This is a genomic window from Kitasatospora sp. NPDC004615, assembly GCF_042873545.1.
Classification (GTDB): Bacteria; Actinomycetota; Actinomycetes; order Streptomycetales; family Streptomycetaceae; genus Kitasatospora.
On the sequence record NZ_JBIALQ010000009.1, the window covers coordinates 18,291 to 39,488 of the forward strand.

A 21,198-nucleotide genomic window follows, 5' to 3' on the forward strand; every position below is an offset into this window, starting at 1 on the left:
CGTTTCGGGTCCCGTCTTTTACCGGTAGCAGTCACGACCTACCGATATCCCTGACCACCAGCAGCTCGGCGTCGCAGTTCCCCGAGCCCCTGTTGTGCATGCTCGTCTGCCAAGCAGTTCCCGAGCCCCAGGTTGTGCATGCTCGGCTGCCTAACAGTTCCCGAGCCCCTGGTCGTGCTACTCGTCTGCCTCAGGCACCGATGGCGTGCAGCCCGCCGTCCACGTGGACGATCTCGCCGGTGGTCTTCGGGAACCAGTCGCTGAGCAGCGCGACGACGCCGCGGCCGGCCGGCTCCGGGTCGGTGAGGTCCCACTTGAGCGGGGAGCGGGAGTCCCAGGTGGCGGCGAGGTCCGGGAAGCCGGGGATCGACTTCGCGGCCATCGAGCCGATCGGGCCCGCCGAGACCAGGTTGCAGCGGATGTTGCGCTCGCCGAGGTAGCGGGCGAGGTAGCGGTTGGTGGACTCGAGGGCGGCCTTGGCCGGGCCCATCCAGTCGTACTGCGGCCAGGCGAACTGCGCGTCGAAGGTCAGGCCGACCACGGCGCCGCCGTCCTGCATGAGCGGGAGCAGCGCGGTGGTGAGGGACTTCAGCGAGTACGCGGAGACCTGCATGGCGGTGGCGACGGACTCCCAGGGGGTGTCCAGGAAGTTGCCGCCGAGCGCGTCCTGCGGGGCGAAGCCGATGGAGTGGACGATGCCGTCCAGGGTCGGCAGGTGCTCGCGGACCTGGTCGGCGATGCCGGCCAGCTGCTCGGGGTTGGAGACGTCGAGCTCCAGGACCTTGACCGGCTTGGGCAGCTTCTTGGCGATGCGCTCGGTGAGGCTGGGCCGGGGGAAGGCGGTGAGGATGATCTCGGCGCCCTGTTCCTGGGCGAGCTTCGCGGTGTGGAAGGCGATGGAGGACTCCATCAGCACACCGGTGATCAGGATCCGCTTGCCTTCGAGAATTCCAGTCATGGTCAGTTACCCATGCCCAATCCGCCGTCCACGGGAATGACGGCTCCAGTGATGTACGCGGCCTCGTCGGAGGCCAGGAACCGCGCGGCCGAGGCGATCTCGGCGGGGGCGGCGTAGCGGCCCAGGGGGACGCCGGAGACGATCTCCTTGCGGCGCTCCTCGCTGAGCACCGCGGTCATGTCGGTGTCGACGAAGCCGGGCGCGATCACGTTGACGGTGATGTTGCGGGAGCCGAGTTCGCGGGCCAGCGAGCGGGCGAAGCCGACCAGGCCGGCCTTGGAGGCGGCGTAGTTGGCCTGGCCGGCGGAGCCGCTGAGGCCCACCACGGAGGAGATCAGCACCACGCGGCCCTTGCGGGCGCGCAGCATCTTGGCGGCGGCGCGCTTCACGACCCGGAAGGTGCCGGTGAGGTTGGTGTCCAGGACGGAGGTGAAGTCGTCCTCGGACATGCGCAGCAGCAGGGTGTCCTTGGTGATGCCGGCGTTGGCGACCAGGACCTCGACCGGGCCGTGGGCGGCCTCGATCTCCGTGAAGGCGGCGTCGACCTGCTCGGTGTCGGTGATGTCGGCACGCACGGCGAGGACGTCGTACTTGGCGAGCTCCGCCGGGACCTCGCCGTTGCGGCTGGTGATGGCGACCTTGTCGCCCGCCTCGGCGAAGCTCTGGGCGATGGCGAGGCCGATGCCCCGGTTACCTCCGGTGACCAGTACCGAGCGGCTCAACGGTCCACCTCTTCCCTACTCGATGTGCGCGTGCCGATCGCACGCGTAGCCATCTGTGACGCTATCGGTAGGGTGCGAGCTCGGGCGAAGCGGCCTTGGACAGGCATTGCCGGGTGTGTTCTGTCGCATCCCGACAATCCGGGTGCGGGTCGGGCGTGGGGAACGCCCGGCCGGTGGTGGCCGTTGCCCCGGGGGTGTTCCGGAGAGTCCGGGCACCGTTTTCGAGCGAGCCGATCGGAGCGGACGCGATGAGTGGTGCACTCCCTGGCCGGGCGGGCCGCCGGGCGCTGGTGGCGGCGGCGGCACTGACGGTGGCGGGTGCTGCGGCGTGGGCGCTGCGGGAGCTGCCGGCCCAGTTCGGGCGCCGGCCGGACCCGTTGGACCCGCGGGTGCGGGTGTCTCCGCAGTACCGGGACGGGGTGTTCCACAACGCGCCCTCGCAGGTGTCGCCGGGCGTTCCGGGCAGCCCGGACGCGGCGACGCTGCGCCGGATGCTGTTCGAGAAGGACGGGCGGGTGCCGGCCGGTCCGGTGCCGCTGGCGGTGCCGGTGCAGCCGGCCGCGGCCTCCCAGGAGGTGGCGGTGACGTGGTACGGCCACGCCTCGGCGCTGCTGGAGCTGGACGGCTGCCGGGTGCTGGTGGACCCGATGTGGTCGGACCGCTGCTCGCCGTCCCACCTGGCGGGCCCGAAGCGGCTGCACCCGGTGCCGGTGGAGCTGGCGTCGCTGCCGCAGGTGGACGCGGTGCTGATCTCCCACGACCACTACGACCACCTGGACATGGCGACGGTGCGCCGCCTGGTGGAGCTCCAGTCGGCGCCGTTCGCGGTGCCGCTGGGCATCGGCGGGCACCTGCGCCGCTGGGGTGTGCCGGAGCACCGGATCATCGAGCTGGACTGGGACGAGACGTGCACGCTCGGCGAATTGACGCTGACGCTGACCGCCGCGCACCACTTCTCCGGCCGTGGTTTCACCCGCAACACCACGCTGTGGGGTTCGTGGGTGGTGGCGGGGCCGGAGCGGCGGGTGTTCTTCACCGGCGACTCCGGCTACTTCGAGGGTTTCGCCCGGATCGGCGAGCAGCACGGCCCGTTCGACGCCGCGCTGATGGCGATCGGCGCGTACGACGACGCCTGGGCGGACATCCACCTGAGCCCGGAGGACGCGGTCCGGGCGCATCTGGAGCTGCGCGGCGGTCTGCTGCTGCCGGTGCACTGGTGCACGTTCAACCTGGCGCCGCACCGCTGGGCGGAGCCGGTGGAGCGGCTGTTGGCGGAGGCGAAGGCGCAGGGCGTGCCGCTGGCGGTGCCGCGTCCGGGGCAGCGGGTCGAGGTGTCCGATCCGCCGGAGCTGGACGGCTGGTGGGAGGCGCTGTCCTGACCCGGAACTGACTGGGCGTCAGGGCGGTTCGGCGAATATTTGCTGGCAGAACGCCCTGCGGCCGGGGATGATGCGAGCGGGTGTGCCCTCGACCCGGGGGCGGCCCGCCGCACCTGACCCTCGACCCAGGGAGCCCGATGCCCCCCTCCGCGATGGACCCTCAGTTCCTCTCGTACCCGTTGCGCCCGCTGGCGGACGCAGCCCTGTCCCGGGCCCGGCAGTTGGGCGTCTCGCACGCCGATTTCCGGCTGGAGCGGGTCCGTTCGGCGTCCTGGCGGCTGCGTGACGCCCGGCCGTCCGGGTCGTCGGACACCGTGCAGCTGGGCTTCGCCGTCCGCGTCCTGCTGGACGGCGCCTGGGGCTTCGCCGCGGGCGTGGACCTGACGCCCGCCTCGGCTGCGGCGGTTGCCGACCAGGCGGTGGCGGTGGCCCGGCTGGCGGGCGGGATCAGCCGGGCGGCGGGCTCGGACGAGCGGGTGGAGCTGGCCCCGGAGCCGGTGTACCCCGACGTGGAGTGGGTCTCCGCGTACGAGGTGAACCCGTTCGAGGTGCCGGACGCGGAGAAGACCGGCCTGCTGGCCGAGTGGTCCGCCCGGCTGCTCGCGGCGGACGGCGTCTCGCACGTGTCGGCGGCGGTGCTGACGGTGCAGGAGAACAAGTTCTACGCGGACACCGCGGGCACCGTGACGACCCAGCAGCGGGTGCGCCTGCACCCGTGGCTGGAGGCCACCAGCGTGGACGAGCGCACGGGCGCGTTCGACTCGATGCGCACCATCGCGCCACCGGCCGGGCGCGGTTGGGAGTACCTGCGGGGCAGGGGCTGGGACTGGGACGCCGAACTGGCCGAGCTGCCCGAGCTGTTGGCGCAGAAGATGCGCGCGCCGAGCGTCACCGCGGGCCGCTACGACCTGGTGATCGACCCGTCCAACCTGTGGCTGACCATCCACGAGTCGATCGGCCACGCCACCGAGCTGGACCGCGCGCTGGGCTACGAGGCCGCCTACGCGGGCACCTCGTTCGCCACCTTCGACCAGCTCGGCAGCCTGAAGTACGGCTCCGAGCTGATGCACGTCACGGGCGACCGGACGGCCGAGAACGGCCTGGCCACCATCGGGTACGACGACGAGGGCGTGGCCACCCAGTCCTGGGACCTGATCCGCGACGGCGTCCTGGTCGGATACCAACTCGACCGTCCGATGGCCAAGTTGAAGGGTTTCGAGCGCTCCAACGGCTGCGCCTACGCGGACTCCCCGGCGCACGTGCCGGTGCAGCGGATGGCCAACGTCTCGCTCCAGCCCGCCGCCGACGGCCCCGACACCGCCGGCCTGATCTCCCAGGTGGAGAACGGCCTGTTCATCGTCGGCGACCGCTCCTGGTCGATCGACATGCAGCGCTACAACTTCCAGTTCACCGGGCAGCGCGCCTACGCCATCCGGGGCGGCGAACTCGCCGGGCAGGTCAAGGACTTCGCCTACCAGGCCACCACCACCGACTTCTGGGGCTCGATGAGCGCCGTCGGCGGCCCGCAGACGTACGTGCTCGGCGGGGCCTTCAACTGCGGCAAGGCCCAGCCGGGCCAGGTCGCCGCGGTCAGCCACGGCTGCCCGTCCGCGCTGTTCCGTCAGGTCAACGTGCTCAACACCCAGCAGGAGGCGGGTCACTGATGTCCCTCACGCACCCCCACGAGCTGGTGGAACGCGCCCTCGAACTGTCCCGCGCCGACGGCTGCGTGGTGATCGCCGACGAGGAGTCCACCGCCAACCTGCGCTGGGCCGGCAACGCGCTCACCACCAACGGCGTCACCCGTGGCCGCCGCCTCACCGTGATCTCCACCGTGAACGGCGCGCAGGGCACCGCCGCCGGCGTGGTCGCCCAGGAGGCCGTCACGCTCGACGAGGTCGAGCAGCTGGTGCGCGCCTCCGAGGCCGCCGCCCGGGCCGCCGAACCCGCCGAGGACGCCCAGCCGCTGATCACCGCCCGACCGGCCGACCCGCGCTTCACCGAGGCCCCACAGGTCACCGACATCGGCGTGTTCGACGCGTTCGCGCCCGCCCTCGGCGAGGCCTTCGGCCGCGCCCGCGCCAACGGCGAGCTGCTGTACGGCTTCGCCCGGCACGAGATGGTCTCCTCCTACCTGGGCAGCTCCACCGGCCTGCGGCTGCGCCACGACCAGCCCACCGGCACCGTCGAGCTGAACGCCAAGACCGCCGACCTGACCGGCTCCGCCTGGGCCGGCGCCGCCACCCAGGACTTCACGGACGTCGACGTCACCGCCCTGCACACCGACCTGACCCGCCGCCTCGGCTGGGGCCGCAAGAAGATCGACCTGCCGGCCGGCCGCTACGAGACGCTGCTGTCGCCGTCCGCCGTCGCCGACCTGCTGGTCTACATGTCCTGGTCGTCCGGCGCGCGGGACGCCGTCGAGGGCCGCTCGGTGTTCTCCAAGCCCGGCGGCGGTACCCGGATCGGCGAGCAGCTCAGCCCGCTGCCGCTCACCCTGCGCTCCGACCCGGCCGAACCCGGCATCCAGGCCGCCCCGTTCGTACTCACCCACTCCTCCGGCGAGAACGACTCGGTGTTCGACAACGGCGCGCCGCTGACCGGCACCGACTGGCTGCGCGACGGCAAGCTCACCCACCTGCTGACCACCCGCCACTCCGCGGGCCTGGCCGGCCTCCCGCTCACCCCGCCGATCGACAACCTGGTGCTGGAGACCTCCGCGCCCGACGCGCCGACGCTGGAGGAGATGGTCGCCAGCACCGAGCGCGGCCTGCTGCTCACCTGCCTCTGGTACATCCGCGAGGTCGACCCGGCCACCCTGCTGCTCACCGGCCTCACCCGGGACGGCGTCTACCTGGTCGAGAACGGCGAAGTGGTCGGCGCGGTCAACAACTTCCGCTTCAACGAATCCCCGGTCGACCTGCTCGGCCGGATCACCGAGGCCGGCCGCACCGAACGCTGCCTGCCCCGCGAATGGGGCGACTGGTTCACCCGGGCCGCGATGCCGCCGGTACGCGTGCCCGACTTCAACATGAGCTCGGTCAGTCAGGCCTCCTGACCGGCCGGCCGAATCCCCGGGGGGATCCCGATGGACGAAAAGCAGACCGTCAAGACGTCGAAGATGCTCAGCCGCATCCTGCGACACGACCCGGGCGCCATCGGGGTCACCCTGGACGCGGCGGGCTGGGTGGAGATCGACACCCTGCTCGCCGCGCTCGGCCGGCACGGCCGGCGGCTCAGCCGCGCCCAGCTCGACCACGTGGTCGCCACCAACAACAAGCGCCGCTTCGCCTACTCCGAGGACGGCCGCTCCATCCGGGCCAGCCAGGGCCACACCGTCGAGGTCGACCTCGGCCTGCCCGCCACCACCCCGCCCGACGTGCTGTTCCACGGCACCGCCGAGCGCAACCTCCGGTACATCCTGGCCGAGGGCCTGCGCCCGATGGCCCGGCAGGACGTCCACCTCTCCGCCGACACCGGGACGGCCGTCAAGGTCGGCTCCCGGCACGGCCGCCCCGTGGTGCTGGAAGTCGATGCGGCGGCGATGGCCGCCGACGGCCACGAATTCCGGGTGTCTGCGAACGGTGTCTGGCTCACCGACGCCGTACCCGTCCAGTACCTGCGCCGCACCGCCTGACCACCGGACGGACCCCACGTGGGTCCGTCCGGCATCAGCGGGGTTACCGTGGACGACCGTAGGGAGCCCGGAACCGATGGATGGATGGACCCATGCGCAAGAGCGCGGACGACGACCAGGTCTTCCGGATCACCGGTGCCCGCAGCAGCCTCAGCGAGGACGTCCGGGGCCGGCAGCGCCGCTACGTGATCTCCATGCTGATCCGCACCGTGTGCGTCCTGCTCGCCGTCATCCTCTGGGACGTCCAGCGCTGGCTCGCCTTCGCCGCACTGGCCGGCGGCGTGCTGCTCCCGTACTTCGCGGTCCTGATCGCCAACGCGGGCCGCGAGCGCGCCCCCGGCCTGCCCTCGACGTTCGACTTCGCCCCCGACACCCAGCTGATGCTCGGCCCCGGCGGGACGGGCGGCGGCGGGGCGGCGGCCGCCGCCACCGAGAACCGGCCACAGGATTGAGAATCCCTCAATTCCACTGTCCGATATGACCGTTCATGCGACGGTCTGACCGTCTGAAAGCTCAGACGATCCTCAAATTAATCACTGGACGGACGAGCTTCCGAGCCCGTTGCCGTGCCATACTTCCAGAGCGCTCCGCATCCCCCGTCGGAGCGACGGACCGACGCCGGGCAGCTCCCCCCGTGGCTGCCCGGCGTCGTCATGCCCGGGCATAGGATCGGACCCATGGACACCGCGCACCCCCTCTTCGGCACCCCCACCGGCCCCGAAAGCCCGGCCGGCCCCCCGAAGTGCTCCGCCAAGGGCTGCCGCGAGTCCGCCACCTGGACCCTGCTGTGGAACAACCCCAAGCTCCACACCCCCGACCGCCGCAAAACCTGGCTGGCCTGCGACGAACACCGCGACTCCCTCAGCCAGTTCCTCGCGGTCCGGGGCTTCCTGAAGGACACCGAGCCCTTCTCCGCGTAACGCGGCGCCCGCTCCCCCTCACCCAGTAGCGTGGTCTGCGTTTCGGTGCTTGGGGGATGCGGTGTCTCGTGGTGCAAGGCGAATGTCCCGGGCGGAGGCGCTGCGCCGCCGCGTCGACTCCCAGTTCGTCGGACGCCGGGCCCAACTCGCCCTGTTCGCCGACAACCTTCGCAAGAACCCCGACCCGGAGGCCGGGCCCGACCCCGCCGACTTCCTGTTCCACGTCCGGGGCGTCGGCGGCATCGGCAAGTCCACCCTGATCGCCCAGTGGCGGGAGACGGCCGGCCGGGCGGGCGGGCGCACCGCGCTGATCGACGACACCGACGTGCAGGGCGTCGACACCGCGCTGGCCGCGCTCGCCGCCCAACTCGCCTCGCCGGAGGCCCCGTTCAAGGACTTCGACAAGGCCCTGGAACAGTACCGGCGGGCCCAGGCCACCCCGGCCGACCTGCCTTCGCTGCCCGCCCGGGTGGTCGCCCACGCCGCTCTCGGCGCGGCCAACACCTTCGTTCCCGGCTCCGCCGCCTTCACCACCCCCGAGACCGTCGCCGAGAGCACCGACCGCCTGATCGCCGCCGTCCGCCGCCGCCGACCCACCGGCGACTCCGAACTCGCCACCCTCAGCCGGGCGTTCGTCACCGAACTCGCCCACCTCTGCGACCGCGAACCCGTCCCCTGGGTGGTGCTCTTCCTCGACACCTGGGAGATCACCGGCCGCCACCTCGACGGCTGGCTGCGCGAGTTGATCGACGGCACCTATGGCGATCTCCCGCTCGACGTGATCGTCGTGCTGGCCGGCCGCGACGAACTCGCCGAACGCGACTGGGCCCGCCTGCGCTCCGCCGTGGTGGACGTCGCCCTCGAAGCCTTCACCGAGCAGGAGGCCCGCGACCTGCTGGCGAGCCGCGGCGTGCACTCCCCCGACGCGATCGACGCCATCGTCCGGATGTCCCTCGGCCTGCCGCTGCTGCTGGCCCTGCTCGCGGGCACCGACCCGCACTCCGCCGAGGAGGTCGCCGACGCCGGAACGGACGCCGTCGACAAGGCAGTTCAGCGCTTCCTCCAGTGGATCCCCGAACCCGCCCTGCGCGAGACCGTCCTCGCCGCCGCCCTCCCGCCCCGCCTCGACCGCGACCTCTTCTGCCTCGCCGTGGACGACCCGACCGCCCCCGGCTGGGACTGGCTCCTCGACCAGCCCTTCGTCACCGCCCACGGCGACGCCCACCAGTACCACGCCGTCGTCCGCGCCAGCCTCCTGCGCCACCACCGCATCCGCGCCCCGCACGCCTGGCGCGGCGGGCACGCCCGGCTGGCGGAGCACCACGCGGCCGCCTGCGAAGCCCTCCAGGCCGAGCTCCCGCCGTCCCGGCTCCGCAGCAACGCCCGCTGGCTCCGCCACCTCCTCGACGAGACCTACCACCTGCTCTGCGCCGCCCCGACCACCCAGCTGCCGCCGGCGCTCCACCGCCTCGCGGAGGCCGCCGACCACTCCCCCGACTCCCTCACCGCCTGGGCCGAACTCCTCACCCTGGCCGCCCGCGACACCGCCGACGCCGACCTCACCCGCTGGTCCGAGCTGCTGCACACCGCCCTCACCACCCCCGACCCGGCCGAGACCGTTCTCACCGCCCTGGCCGCCCCCGGCCTGCCCGCCCGCCTCCGGGCCCGGGCGCTGACCGGGCAGGGCCACCGGTCGATCCAGCAGAACGAGGACCCCGCGGCGCTCGTCCTGCTGGACCAGGCCCTGCTGCTCGCCCCCGACCTGCTGCCCGCACTGATCCAGCGCGGCCGCGTACGCTGCTACCTCGGCCACCGCGACCTGGCACTGGCCGACCTGGACGCGGCGCTCGCCCGCACCCCGTTCGCCGCCGAGGTGCTCGCGGCCCGCGAGCACCCGGACCGCCTGGCGGCCGCCGTCTCCGACCGCGCGACGACCGTGGCCACCAGGCAGGAACACTCCGACGCGTTCTACTACCGGGGCTGGGTCCTGCGCCTGGTCGGCCGGCTGGACGAGGCGCTGGCCGACCTCGACGCCGCGGTGGTCCTCGACCCGGAGGACAGTTGGGCACTGTCCGAACGCGGCCAGGTGCACCACACGGCAGGCCGGTTCGACCGCGCGATCGCCGACTTCACCGCCGCCCTCGCCCTCGAACCCGAGCACGGCTCGGCCCTGATCCGCCGAGGCCTGGCCCAAGGCGCGGCGCACCGGATCGACCTCGCCATCGGCGACTTCGACGCCGCCCTCGCCCTCGATCCCTTCAACGCCTGGGCCCTGTGCGAACGCGGCATCGCCCACCGACTCGCCGACCGCCCGGAACAGGCGATCAGCGACTTCACCGCCGCGCTCTCCGTCAACCCCGGCTACGTCTGGGCCCTGGGCGAACGCGGCAAGACGCACTACCAATCAGGCCGGCTCTCCCACGCGGTCGCCGACCTGGACGCCGCCCTCGCGCTCGACCCGGACAACCCCGTCGTTCTGCGCGACCGCGGCGAGACGCACAGCCGGGCGGGACGGTACGGCCAGGCCGTCGCCGATTTCACCGCCGCCATCGCCCTCAACCCCAACGACTTCATCGCCCTGGTCTGGCGAGGCCGCACCCACTGCCGGGAGGGCCATCTCGACCTGGCCCTGGTCGACCTCGACGCGGCGCTCGCCATCAACCCCGCCGATCCCTGGGCCCACTTCTACCGCGGCGAGATCCATCAGGACGCGACCCGCCACCCGGAGGCGATCGCCGACTTCAGCGCCGCCGTCGCCATCGACCCGCAGCACATCTGGGCGCTGCTGCACCGCGCGAAGTCGCACCGGCGAACCGGCTGCCCCGACCAGGCGTCCGCCGACCTCGACGCCGCCCTCGCCATCGACCCCGGCTTCCACTGGGCCCTCCTCGAACGCGCCCACCTGCACCGACAGACCGGCCGCCACGACTTGGCCCTCACCGACTTCGACGCCGCCCTCACCATCGAACCCGACTCCCCCTGGCTGCTGCGCGACCGCGCCGAACTCCACCGCCGCGCGGGCCGCCTCGACGCAGCCGTCACCGATCTCAGGGCGTCCCTCGCACTCTCCCCCTACGAGATCGGCACCCACTGCGCACTCGTCGCGGTGCTCCGCCGGCAGGGCAAGTGGCAACCCGCCCGGGAAGCCCTGGACCAGGCCGCCCGGCTGGAACCGACCGCCCCCGGCGTACTCCGCGAAGAGGCCGTCACGCAGCTGTACGAGCACGGCCGCGAGGCCTCCACCCCGGCCTGGGACGCGCTGCTGGCCGCAGTCCCCCCCACCCTCGCGACCTCCCGGGCGGCCCTGGCGGTGCTGCACGCGGTGGCAGTCCAGGACGGCGAGCTCGGCCCCCCGATAGCCGAGTTCCTCGCCGTCCCGAACGCCCCCGACACCCACGACACCCTCCGCGAATACCTCCACGAACTGACCACCTCCCCCGCCGCCGCCCGCGCCGCCGCCGCACTCGGCCTGCTCGGTCAGGCACCCTAATTCGCTGGCGGCCGCCACCGGGCGGCAGTCATCCTCACCCCATGGCCGATCGAGCAAACTTCGTCGTGGTCCGCGAGAGCGGCGAGCACGAGCTGTACCTGTCCCGCTTCGGCGCCGTGTGGCTCGACGTCGACCTGCTGGCGGGGCCCGAGGCGACCCTCGCGATGGTCGAGGGGCTGCGGGTGACCGATTGGTGGCTGGACGACGTGATCTGCATGGGCGCGGCGCTGATCGATCTGGGTCGGAAGGTACTGCTGCTGTTCGCCTGGGAGGGCCCGAGCACCGAACTCCGCCACCGTGCCGCCACGTTGGAGCTGCTGCGGGAGGCGTGGGCGGGCTGGGAGGTGCGCTGGCTGTACGACGGGAACGCGGAGGTGCGGGCCTACCTGGGCCTGGACCCGGAGTTCGTCCGGGATCGCGAACGCACCATCTGGCCCGTTGCGTTGCTGGAACCCGACGACGAGGACCTTGCCCACCCGGCGCCGCTGGCCGCGGTGGTGACGGTCGGCTCCGACCAGTGCTTCGTGGTGGCGCACGTCGACGACCATCCGATCGGCGAGGGGGCCGCACTGCTCAACTGGCTGGCGGGCGCCCCCGAGCACGGGGTGTGCCGGGTGGCGGCCGATGCGGGGGTGCACATCGATCCGGCGCGGCGCCGGGTGGGCTGGTGGACGCTGGCGGCGACTGCGGAGGCGTACGAGATGCCGAAGCGGTGGCCGGGGTGGACAGTCGAGTTCTGGCAGGACCGCTGGGAGGAGCACGTCCGGTTGGCCGGCCACCGGTTCCAGCCACCCGCCGTCGAACCCGAGTTGGCACGGGAAGAGGTTCGCGAAGCCGTCGGGGAACGGCGCCGGATGACGGCACGTCAGGCGGTGCGCCTACAGTGAGGTCCGTGAATGATCTTCCCGCGCCCGGCGCGGCATCCGGCCGCCACGCGGTCGAGAACCTGATCGCCCGCTACGCCGAGCTCGTGGACGACGGCGACTTCGCCGGCCTCGCCGACCTCCTCTCGGACGCCGCCTTCACCGGCAGCGGCGACCCGGTGCGCGGGCGGGACGCGATCGAGCGGATGTTCCGGGGCATGCTGATCGTGTACGCCGACGGCACCCCGCGCACCCAGCACGTGACCACCAACCTCGCCGTCGAGGTCGACGAGGAGGCGGGTACGGCGTCGGCCCGCTCCTACGTCACGGTGTTCCAGTCGCTCCCGGAGCTGCCGTTGCAGGCCATCGTCTGCGGCCGGTACCACGACCGCTTCGAGCGCCGCGACGGGCAGTGGCGGTTCGTGGAGCGGCGCTTCCGCGCCACGCTGGTCGGCGACGTGAGCCGCCACCTCCGAAGCTAACCGCCGATCGCCGACATCGGCCGTTCGGGCTGGAGGAACTCCGGAGCGTCGATGCCCGCGCCGGCCTTCTTGCCCCACATCGCCGCCCGCCACAGCTCGGCCAGCTCCGCGTCGCTCGCGCCCGCCCGCAGCGCGCCGCGCAGGTCGGTCTCGCCGGTCGCGAAGAGGCAGTTGCGGACCTGGCCGTCGGCGGTGAGCCGGGTGCGGTCGCAGGCGCGGCAGAACGGGCGGGTGACGGAGGCGATGACGCCGACCGTCGCGGGACCGCCGTCGACCAGCCAGCGCTCGGCGGGGGCCGCGCCGCGGACCGAGGACGGTTCGGGAGTCAACGAAAAACGCGTGCGCAGCAGGGCGAGGATCTCCTCGGCGGTGACCATCTGCGAGCGGTCCCAGCCGTGTTGGGCGTCCAGCGGCATCTGTTCGATGAACCGCAGCTGGTAGCGGTGCTCGATCGCCCAGGCGAGCAGGTCGGCGGCCTCATGATCGTTGACGCCGCGCATCAGGACGGCGTTGAGCTTGACCGGCCGCAGCCCGGCGGCCTCGGCCGCGAGCAGCCCGTCCAGGACGTCCTGGTGGCGGCGGCGGCGCGTCAGCTTCGCGAAGGTGTCGGGGTTCAGGGTGTCGATCGAGACGTTGACCCGGTCGACTCCGGCGTCCCGCAAGGCGGTTGCCACCCGGGCGAGGCCGATGCCGTTGGTGGTGAGGGAGATCTCGGGGCGGGGCTCCAGCTCGGCACAGGCGGCGATGATGGAGACCAGCCCGGGCCGCAGCAGCGGTTCGCCGCCGGTGAAGCGGACTTCGCGGACGCCGAGGGTCCCGACGGCGAGTCCGACCAGCCGGACGATCTCCTCGTCGGTGAGCAGGTCGGACTTTCCGAGCCAGTCCAGGCCCTCCTCGGGCATGCAGTAGGTGCAGCGCAGGTTGCACCGGTCGGTGAGGGAGACCCGCAGGTCGACGGCCTGTCGACCGTAGGTGTCGAGGAGCATCCCGGTCCCGCCCTTCCTCGAAGAGCCGCACCGGCCCGGCCGCCACCCAGCGGCCGGGCCAGCTTAACCGGGCGCGGGACACGACCTAGTCCGCGCCCAGCCCGGTGAGTGAACGGACCTCCAGTTCGGCGTACTTCGCGGGGTCGGCCTGCTCGCGGGCCAGCCAGGTGCCGATCGCGCCGGCCAGGAAGCCGACCGGGATGGAGATCAGGCCGGGGTTCTCCAGCGGGAACCAGTGGAAGTCGCTGTGCGGGAAGAGCGAGGTCTTGGGGTTGCCGGAGACCACTGGCGAGAAGATCACCAGGGTGACGGAGGTGATCAGGCCCGCGTAGGTGGCGGAGACCGCGCCGACGGTGTTGAACCGCTTCCAGAACAGCGAGTACAGCAGCGTGGGCAGGTTGGCCGAGGCGGCGACCGCGAAGGCCAGCGCGACCAGGGCGGCGGCGTTCAGCTTGTCGGCGAAGATCGACAGCACGATGGCGATGGCGCCGATCGCGACGGCGGCGAGCTTGGCACTGGCCACCTCCTCCTTCTCGCTCGCCTTCCCGCGCCGGATCACGTTGGCCCAGAGGTCGTGGGCGAAGGACGAGGAGGAGGCCAGGGTGAGTCCGGCGACCACGGCGAGGATGGTGGCGAAGGCGACGGCGGAGATCACCGCGAGCAGCACGGCACCGCCGGTGGAGCCGGCCCCGCCGCCGAGTTGTTCGGCGAGCAGCGGGGCGGCGGTGTTGCCGGCCGCGTTGGAGGCCTTGATGGTCTTGGGGCCGACCAGGGCGGCGGCGCCGAAGCCGAGGGCGAGCGTCATCAGGTAGAAGACGCCGATGATGCCGATCGCCCAGAGCACGGACTTCCGGGCGGCTTTCGCGGTGGGGACGGTGTAGAAGCGGACCAGGATGTGGGGCAGTCCGGCGGTGCCGAGGACGAGGGCGATGCCGAGGCTGAGGAAGTCGAGTTTGGTGGTGCCGGTGACGCCGTATTTGAGTCCCGGTTCGAGGAAGGCGTGGCCCTTGCCGCTGGCGTCGGCGGCGGCGCCGAGCAGGCCGGACAGGTTGAAGTGGTACTTGGCCAGCACCATGAAGGTCATCGTCGCGGCGCCGGCGATCAGCAGCACGGCTTTGACGATCTGCACCCAGGTGGTGCCCTTCATGCCGCCGACGGTCACGTAGACCACCATCAGCGCGCCGACCGCCACGATGGTCCAGCGTTTGGCGCCGTCGCCGCTGACGCCGAGCAGCAGGGCGACCAGGGTGCCGGCGCCGACCATCTGGGCGAGCAGGTAGAAGATCGACACCACGATGGTGGAGATGCCGGCGGCGGTGCGCACGGGCCGCTGGCGCATCCGGAAGGCGAGCGCGTCGGCCATGGTGTAGCGGCCGGAGTTGCGCAGCGGTTCGGCGACCAGCAGCAGCGCGACCAGCCAGGCGACCAGGAAGCCGATGGAGTAGAGGAAGCCGTCGTAGCCGTACAGCGCGATGAGTCCGGCGATACCGAGGAAGGACGCGGCGGACATGTAGTCACCGGAGATCGCCAGGCCGTTCTGGAAGCCGGTGAAGGCACGGCCGCCGGCGTAGAAGTCGGCGGCGTCCTTGGTCTGGCGTCCGGCCCACAGCGTGATGCCGAGGGTGACGATCACGAAGACCCCGAACAGCGACATGATCAGGGTGCGGTGCTCGCTCGCGGAGCCGGCCAGCTGGATCATTCGGCACTCTCCCCGACGACAGCGGCGGTGGCGCGGTCGCGTATGGCGGCGGCGGCCGGGTCGAGCCGGCGGCCGGCGTGGCGGGCGTACCAGGCGGCGATGGCGAAGGTGCTGGCGAACTGGAGCAGGCCGAGCACCAGGGCCAGGTTGATGTTGCCGGCCACCTTGGTGTTCATCAGCCCGGGCGCGTAGCAGGAGAGCAGGACGTACAGCAGGTACCAGAGGACGAATCCGGCCGTGACGGGGAAGGCGAAGTTCCGGAAGGAGCTGCGCAGTTGGCCGAACTCCGGTGATTCCTCGATGCGGGTGAACGGTTCCGGGACGGTGTCGTGCGGGGGTGTCACGGCGGTGCCTCCTGACGTCTTCGGTGCGACGGACGATCGGATGGGCATGGGTCGTGTCGTGCGGAGTGCGGAGTGCGGAGTGCGGAGTGCGGAGCATGGTAGATCCGGGGTGCGGCCGCGAGAAGATCCCGTGCACGATCCGGTCGAAATCTGACCGGAACGCAGGACCGGGGCGGCCCGTCTCGGCCGCCCCGGTCTGACAATCAGTCAATCAATGCCCGCTGAGAAGGCTCAGAGAAAGGCTCAGAAGGCGATGCGCACCTTCAGCGCAGTCCGCTCGTCCATCGCCCGGTAGCCCTCGGGCACCCCGTCCAGGTCCACCGTCCGGTCGAACACGATGCCCGGGTCGATCGCCCCGGACAGCACGTCGGGCAGCAGCTCGGGGATGTACGCCCGGGCGGGGGCGACGCCGCCGCGCACCGAGACGTTCCGGTTGAACATCTGGCCGATGTCCACGCCCGCGCTGCCGCCGTGCGGCACGCCGACGTAGCCGACCGCGCCGCCGTCGCGGGCGATCGAGATGGCGGTGCGCATCGACTCCTCGGTGCCGACGGCCTCCAGCACGGCATGCGCGCCGAAACCGCCGGTCAGCTCGCGCACGGCCTCGATCGCCGCCTCGCCGCGCTCCGGCACCACGTCGGTGGCGCCGAAGGTGCGGGCGATCGCGGTGCGGCCCTCGTGGCGGCCGAGCGCGATGATCCGGCCGGCGCCGAGCCGGCGCGCGGCCAGCACGCCGCACAGGCCGACCGCGCCGTCGCCGACCACCGCGACGGTCGCGCCGGGCCGCACGCCCGCCGACACCGCGGCGTGGTGCCCGGTCGCCATCACGTCGGACAGCGCCAGCAGGGCCGGCAGCAGCTTCTCGTCGTCGGCGGCCTCCTTGGGCAGCTTCACCAGCGTGCCGTCCGCGAACGGCACCCGGACCGCCTCGCCCTGCCCGCCGTCCGAGCCGGGGATGCCCCAGAACCCGCCGTGCGGGCAAGAAGTCTGCAGGCCCTCGCGGCAGTACTCGCACACGCCGTCCGACCAGACGAACGGGGCCACCACCAGGTCGCCGACTGTGAGATCGCGCACCTCGGAACCGACCTCCTCGACGAAGCCGAGGAACTCGTGCCCGATCCGCTGCCCGGCCTGGCGCTTGGCCACACCGCGGTACGCCCACAGGTCGCTGCCGCAGATGCAGGCGTTCAGCACCCGCACCACGGCGTCGGTGGGCCGCTGGATCCGGGGGTCGGGCACCTCCTCGATCCGGATGTCCTGGGGGCCGTGGATCACGGTGGCGCGCATGAGGGTTGTCCTTCGTTGCAGAGGTCGGGTGCCTGGTTCGCACCCACTTGCCACTCTAGAACGGCCGTCCGGGCGACCGTTCCGGCCTGAGCCGTCCCCCGTTCCCCGTAAAGTGGTGCGCTATGTACGCGCCATTCCCCACCTCGCCGCTCCCGGCACAGCGCACCGGCCCCGGCGGGGACGCCGGGCGCGGCTTCGCGGTGGTCGACGTGGAGACCACCGGACTCGGGCGCTCGGACCGGGTGATCTCGGCGGGCATCTACCAGCTCGACCCGGACGGTGAGGTCACCGACCACTGGTACACCCTGGTCAACCCGGAACGGGATCCCGGCCCGGTCTGGATCCACGGCCTGACCAGCGAGGTCCTGGAGGGCGCGCCGACCTTCCCGGAGGTCGCCGACGAGTTCGCCGAGCGGCTGCGCGACCGGGTGATGGTCGCGCACAACGCGCTGTTCGACTGGAACATGATCTCCCGCGAGTTCTCCCGGGCCGGCCTGCGCGCCCCCGTCGAGCAGCGGCTGTGCACCATGGTGCTGGCCCGCGACCTGCGGCTGCCCCTGCCGAACGGCAAACTCTCCTCGCTGGCCGCCCACTTCGGGGTCAGCCAGCGCCAGGCGCACCACGCGCTGGACGACGCCCGGGTGCTCGCCGAGGTGTTCCGCCCGTCGCTGGCACTGGCCCGCAGCGGCGGGGTGCCGCTGCCGCTGACCACCTGCGTGGCCGTCACCGACCTGGGCGAGAGCGCCCCGGCCGGGCCGTCCCGCGGCTCCTGGAGCAGCTCGTACCGGCCCTCCCGCAAGCGCCCGGCCTGCCCGTACCCGAACCCGGGGCGCTGGGTGGACGGCTCGCCGCTGATGCAGGGCATGCGGGTGGCGATCACCGGCGACACCGCCACCGATCGCGAGCTGCTGGAGGACCGGATGATCGAGGCGGGCCTGCACATCGCCTCCTCGGTGAGCCGGCTCACCAGCCTGCTGGTCACCAACGAGCCCACCTCGTGGAGCGGCAAGGCCCGCAAGGCCCGCGAGTACGGCACCCCGGTGGTCGGCGAGGACGCGTTCCTGCAGCTGCTGCGGGAGGTCGCGCCGCACCCCGGTGCGTGACGCGACGGTAAGGAGGATTAGCGTGCCGGGTGTGTACCGATTCCTGCTGTCCGCGCGCTGGGCGGTCATCGTCCTGCTGGCGCTGGTGCTGATCCCGACCATGATCCGGTTGGGTTTCTGGCAGTACCACCGCCACGAGGCGCGGGTGGCCCGCAACGACCTGGTGGCCCGGAACCTGGGCAGCCCGCCGGTCGCCTTCGACTCGCTGTCCTCGCCGGGCTGGTCGGTCCCCGGCGGCGAGGTGTGGCGCACCGTCACCGCGCAGGGGCACTACGACACCGCGCACGAGGTCGTCATCCGCGGCCGCACCGAGCCGGGCGGCAGCTCCATCGGCTACTTCGTGATCACCCCGCTGGTGCTGGCCGACGGCAAGGGCTCGGTGCTGGTCAACCGCGGCTGGGTGGAGTCCGGCGCGGGCGCCGCCGACTTCCCCGCCGTGCCCGCCCCGCCGGACGGCGACGTGACGGTGACCGGGCGGCTGCGCGCCGACGAGACCTACGCCAAGGTGGGCCTGAAGAACCGCGGCGGCCTGCCCGACCGGATGTACAAGGTGATCAACACCGAGGAGCAGGCCAAGTTCTCCGGCACCACCGTGCTCGGCGGCTACCTGGAGCTGGCTTCCTCCCAGCCCGCCGCCGGCGCCTCCCCCACCCTGCTCACCGAGCCCGGCCACACCGACATCGGCCCGCACATGGCGTACGCCATCCAGTGGTGGCTGTTCACCACGCTGATCCCGACCGGCCTGGTCGTGCTGGCCCGCCGCGAGGCCAAGCAGCACGCGGCGAAGCCGGTGGCGGCCGAGGACGAACTGGTCGGCGCCGCCGGCTGAGCGGCTCAGGACCTACCAGCTGAGCGGCGGCGGGTCGAGCCGTTGCTCGGCCCAGATGGTCTTGCCGCTGCGGGTGTAGCGGCTGCCCCAGCGTTCGGTGAGCTGGGCGACCAGGTACAGGCCGCGTCCGCCCTCGTCGGTGAGCCGGGCCCGGCGCATCCGCGGCTGAGTGGCGCTCGGGTCGGAAACCTCGCAGGTCAGCACCGAGGAGCGGATCAGGCGCACCATGACCGGCCCGCCCGCGTACCGGATCGCGTTGGTGACGAGTTCGCTGAGCACCAGTTCGGTGGTGAACACCAGCTCGCCGAGACCCCACTGCTCCAGGGTGCGGCTGGCCGACTCGCGCACCCCGGCGACCGCCGCCGGGTCGGCCTCGATGGTCCAGGCGGCGGTGTCCTCGGCCGGCACCGGGTGCAGCCGGGCCAGCAGCAGCGTGACGTCGTCGCTCTGCCCGGCGGTGGCCATCTCGGCGACGATCGCCCGCCCGGCGGCGGCCAGGTCGCCGCGCAGGTCGGCCTCGCGGAGCTGGGTGGCGAGCTGGTCCATGCCCTCGTCGACGTCGCCGCCGTTGCCGCCCTCGATCAGCCCGTCGGTGTACAGCGCCAGCACGCTGCCGGCCCGCGGCGCGCACTCGGCGGTCTCGAACGGCAGCCCGCCGACGCCCAGCGGCGGCCCCGGGCTGACCGGCAGGTACTCGACCTGCCCGTCGGGGTGGACCAGCGCGGGCGGCGGGTGCCCGGCACTGGCGGCCTGGCAGAGCCCGGCCACCGGGTCGTAGACGACGTACACGCAGGTCGCCCCGGACGGGTCGGCGACGCCGCGTTCGCGTTCCTCCTCGCTGCCCTCGACGACCAGCTGGGAGACCAGGTCGTCCAGGTGCACCAGCAGTTCGTCGGGTTCCAGGTCCAGGTCGGCGAGGGTGCGGACGGCGGTGCGCAGCCGGCCCATGGTGGCGCTGGCCTGGAGTCCGTGGCCGACCACGTCGCCGGCCACCAGGGCGACCCGGGCGGAGGAGAGCGGGATGACGTCGAACCAGTCGCCGCCGACGCCGGTCGCGGTGTCGGTGGGCCGGTAGACGCTGGCGGTGGTGGCGGCGGGCACGGTGGTCTCGGCGGGCGGCAGCAGGCTGCGCTGGAGTCCGACGGCGGCCCGGTGCTCGCGGGTGTAGCGGCGGGCGTTGTCCAGGGCGAGCGAGGCCCGGGCGGCGATCTCCCGGAGCAGCTCCAGGTCCTCGCGTTGGTAGGCGCCCTCGGCGGGGTCGCGGTGGACGGTGACCCGGCCGAGCGGGCCGCTGCGGGCCTGTAGCGGGGCGCTCATCGACGGTGGTTCCGGGGTCGAGGAGAGCGGGGCGCCGAGCACCTCCCGGCCCAGCGGGCCGAGCGGCCGGCCGTCGGTGCGCGGCGGCCCGGCGGTGGCGGTGCGGCGGACGGCGAGCCGGCCCTCGGTGTCGGGCTGCGGTTCGTCGCCGGTGAACACGGCCTCGGCGATGTCCACCTCGACGCGGTCGCCGAGCCCGGGGACCAGCACCCCGGCCAGGTCCTCGGCGTTGCCGGCCACCGACAGCGAGCTGCCGACGGCGGCGGTGGCCCGGTGCAGCACGTCGGCCCGCCGCCGGTACCGGTACACCTCGGTGACGTCGCCGAACAGCGCGGTCACGCCGATCACCTTGCCGTCCAGGGACTGCAGCCGGAACGCCTGGATCTCCATCACCACCCCGCTGCGGGGGTCGTCCAGCGGGCGGATCCGCAGCGCGGTGCGCACCACCGGCTCCCCGGTGGTGACCACGTGCCGCAGCAGCGCCTCGGCGGCGTCGGCGTCCTCGGGCTGCAGGTAGTCGTGCAGCTTGGAGCCGGTCAGACCGTCGGGCAGGCCGGTGTAGGGCAGCAGGTGGGTGTTGGTGCGCAGCAGCCGCAGGTCGGCGTCGAACACGGCGAGGCCGAGCTGGTCCTGCAGGAACAGCTCCCGGGTGAACGCCTCGTCCTGGCGCCGCTGGGCGACCGTGTCGGCGGGGGTGGCCAGCACCAGGGCGCGCACCTCGCCGCCCTCGCCGGCCAGCGGCAGCACCTGGTACGAGACCTCCAGCGGAACCCCGGAGCCGGTGCGCAGCCGTACCTCGCCGGACCCGCGGTCGAGCAGGCGCTCCTCGCTCTCGTCGGCGAGCAGCTCGCGGGCGGGGCGGCCGGTGACCTGGGCCGCGTCCAGCGCGAGCAGCTGCTCGGCGGCGGCGGTCCACCCGACGACGCGGCCGTCGCCGTCGACCAGGGCGGCCGCGACGCCGTCGATGTTCGGCAACCGCCTACTTTCCATGCGCAGCACCTCGGGTGGGTGGTCCGGTCCTCCCCATCTTCGGACGGTTCCCGGCCGCGCGCCATTGACACCCGTCGCGGCACCCGGTGACCGCAGCTGGCCGATACGCACCCGTTGACGGCCCGCATTGGTCCAGTCCACATTGGCGGGTGCCGTTGTCCTGATCCGCTCTTCCCCCCTCTGGAGCGCACC

At 72.7% G+C, this 21,198-nt stretch carries 18 protein-coding genes; 11 read left to right on the forward strand and 7 right to left on the reverse strand.

What is annotated here, in order from left to right; genetic code table 11:
• Positions 1 to 190 precede the first annotated feature (190 nt).
• Together fabI and fabG are read right to left on the reverse strand one after the other, a co-directional pair.
• Complete coding sequence (fabI, locus tag ACFYS8_RS28200) at positions 191 to 958, reverse strand: enoyl-ACP reductase FabI (protein WP_387646037.1); 768 nt, start codon at positions 956 to 958, stop codon at positions 191 to 193.
• 2 nt (positions 959 to 960) lie between these two features.
• Positions 961 to 1,680 carry a 3-oxoacyl-[acyl-carrier-protein] reductase gene (gene fabG, locus ACFYS8_RS28205; protein WP_387646039.1) on the reverse strand — a complete coding sequence of 240 codons (720 nt, stop codon included), beginning with the start codon at positions 1,678 to 1,680 and terminating at the stop codon, positions 961 to 963.
• Positions 1,681 to 1,928: 248 nt separating this feature from the next.
• Here fabG and ACFYS8_RS28210 point away from each other — a divergent pair, with 248 nt between their 5' ends.
• The 9 genes from ACFYS8_RS28210 to ACFYS8_RS28250 all read left to right on the forward strand — a co-directional run bounded on the left by ACFYS8_RS28210 (position 1,929) and on the right by ACFYS8_RS28250 (position 12,451).
• Positions 1,929 to 3,059, forward strand: coding sequence for an MBL fold metallo-hydrolase (locus tag ACFYS8_RS28210; protein ID WP_387646041.1), 1,131 nt, complete (start codon positions 1,929 to 1,931; stop codon positions 3,057 to 3,059).
• A 137-nt stretch (positions 3,060 to 3,196) separates the two neighbouring features.
• Positions 3,197 to 4,723: a TldD/PmbA family protein gene (locus ACFYS8_RS28215; protein WP_387646044.1), complete on the forward strand. Its 1,527-nt coding sequence runs from the start codon at positions 3,197 to 3,199 to the stop codon at positions 4,721 to 4,723.
• Positions 4,723 to 6,117 carry a metallopeptidase TldD-related protein gene (locus ACFYS8_RS28220; RefSeq protein WP_387646047.1) on the forward strand — a complete coding sequence of 465 codons (1,395 nt, stop codon included), beginning with the start codon at positions 4,723 to 4,725 and terminating at the stop codon, positions 6,115 to 6,117. Before ACFYS8_RS28215 ends, ACFYS8_RS28220 begins: the two co-directional genes overlap by 1 nt.
• Before the next feature lie 30 nt (positions 6,118 to 6,147).
• Complete coding sequence (locus ACFYS8_RS28225; protein ID WP_387646049.1) at positions 6,148 to 6,696, forward strand: RNA 2'-phosphotransferase; 549 nt, start codon at positions 6,148 to 6,150, stop codon at positions 6,694 to 6,696.
• Between the two features lie 92 nt (positions 6,697 to 6,788).
• On the forward strand, positions 6,789 to 7,148 hold the full coding sequence (locus ACFYS8_RS28230) for a DUF3099 domain-containing protein (RefSeq protein ID WP_387646051.1): 360 nt from the start codon (positions 6,789 to 6,791) through the stop codon (positions 7,146 to 7,148).
• 225 nt (positions 7,149 to 7,373) lie between these two features.
• On the forward strand, positions 7,374 to 7,616 hold the full coding sequence (locus ACFYS8_RS28235) for a hypothetical protein (RefSeq protein WP_387646053.1): 243 nt from the start codon (positions 7,374 to 7,376) through the stop codon (positions 7,614 to 7,616).
• A gap of 82 nt (positions 7,617 to 7,698) precedes the next feature.
• On the forward strand, positions 7,699 to 11,106 hold the full coding sequence (locus ACFYS8_RS28240; RefSeq protein ID WP_387646055.1) for a tetratricopeptide repeat protein: 3,408 nt from the start codon (positions 7,699 to 7,701) through the stop codon (positions 11,104 to 11,106).
• Positions 11,107 to 11,147: 41 nt separating this feature from the next.
• Complete coding sequence (locus ACFYS8_RS28245; protein ID WP_387646056.1) at positions 11,148 to 11,993, forward strand: hypothetical protein; 846 nt, start codon at positions 11,148 to 11,150, stop codon at positions 11,991 to 11,993.
• 5 nt (positions 11,994 to 11,998) lie between these two features.
• Entirely contained in the window at positions 11,999 to 12,451 is a 453-nt protein-coding gene (locus tag ACFYS8_RS28250) for a nuclear transport factor 2 family protein (RefSeq protein ID WP_387646058.1), read from the forward strand.
• On the opposite strand, the gene moaA is transcribed toward ACFYS8_RS28250, so the two are convergent.
• The 4 genes from moaA to ACFYS8_RS28270 all read right to left on the reverse strand — a co-directional run bounded on the left by moaA (position 12,448) and on the right by ACFYS8_RS28270 (position 16,767).
• Positions 12,448 to 13,437, reverse strand: a complete 990-nt coding sequence (gene moaA / locus ACFYS8_RS28255; protein WP_387646060.1) for a GTP 3',8-cyclase MoaA — start codon at positions 13,435 to 13,437, stop codon at positions 12,448 to 12,450. The genes ACFYS8_RS28250 and moaA overlap by 4 nt on opposite strands.
• A gap of 85 nt (positions 13,438 to 13,522) precedes the next feature.
• Positions 13,523 to 15,136, reverse strand: coding sequence for a cation acetate symporter (locus ACFYS8_RS28260; protein ID WP_387646062.1), 1,614 nt, complete (start codon positions 15,134 to 15,136; stop codon positions 13,523 to 13,525).
• Positions 15,133 to 15,528, reverse strand: a complete 396-nt coding sequence (locus tag ACFYS8_RS28265; RefSeq protein WP_387646064.1) for a DUF485 domain-containing protein — start codon at positions 15,526 to 15,528, stop codon at positions 15,133 to 15,135. Before ACFYS8_RS28265 ends, ACFYS8_RS28260 begins: the two co-directional genes overlap by 4 nt.
• Positions 15,529 to 15,723: 195 nt before the next feature.
• Complete coding sequence (locus ACFYS8_RS28270) at positions 15,724 to 16,767, reverse strand: zinc-dependent alcohol dehydrogenase family protein (RefSeq protein WP_387646066.1); 1,044 nt, start codon at positions 16,765 to 16,767, stop codon at positions 15,724 to 15,726.
• 122 nt (positions 16,768 to 16,889) lie between these two features.
• On the opposite strand from ACFYS8_RS28270, the gene ACFYS8_RS28275 reads away from it, so the two are divergent.
• Together ACFYS8_RS28275 and ACFYS8_RS28280 are read left to right on the forward strand one after the other, a co-directional pair.
• Positions 16,890 to 17,870, forward strand: coding sequence for a DEDDh family exonuclease (locus ACFYS8_RS28275; RefSeq protein WP_387646067.1), 981 nt, complete (start codon positions 16,890 to 16,892; stop codon positions 17,868 to 17,870).
• Between the two features lie 22 nt (positions 17,871 to 17,892).
• A complete protein-coding gene (locus tag ACFYS8_RS28280; RefSeq protein WP_387646069.1) occupies positions 17,893 to 18,699 on the forward strand; it encodes an SURF1 family protein in 807 nt (268 codons plus the stop codon).
• A gap of 12 nt (positions 18,700 to 18,711) precedes the next feature.
• Here the strand turns inward: ACFYS8_RS28280 and ACFYS8_RS28285 are convergent, their stop codons facing one another.
• On the reverse strand, positions 18,712 to 21,006 hold the full coding sequence (locus tag ACFYS8_RS28285) for a SpoIIE family protein phosphatase (RefSeq protein ID WP_387646070.1): 2,295 nt from the start codon (positions 21,004 to 21,006) through the stop codon (positions 18,712 to 18,714).
• Between the last annotated feature and the right edge of the window lie 192 nt (positions 21,007 to 21,198).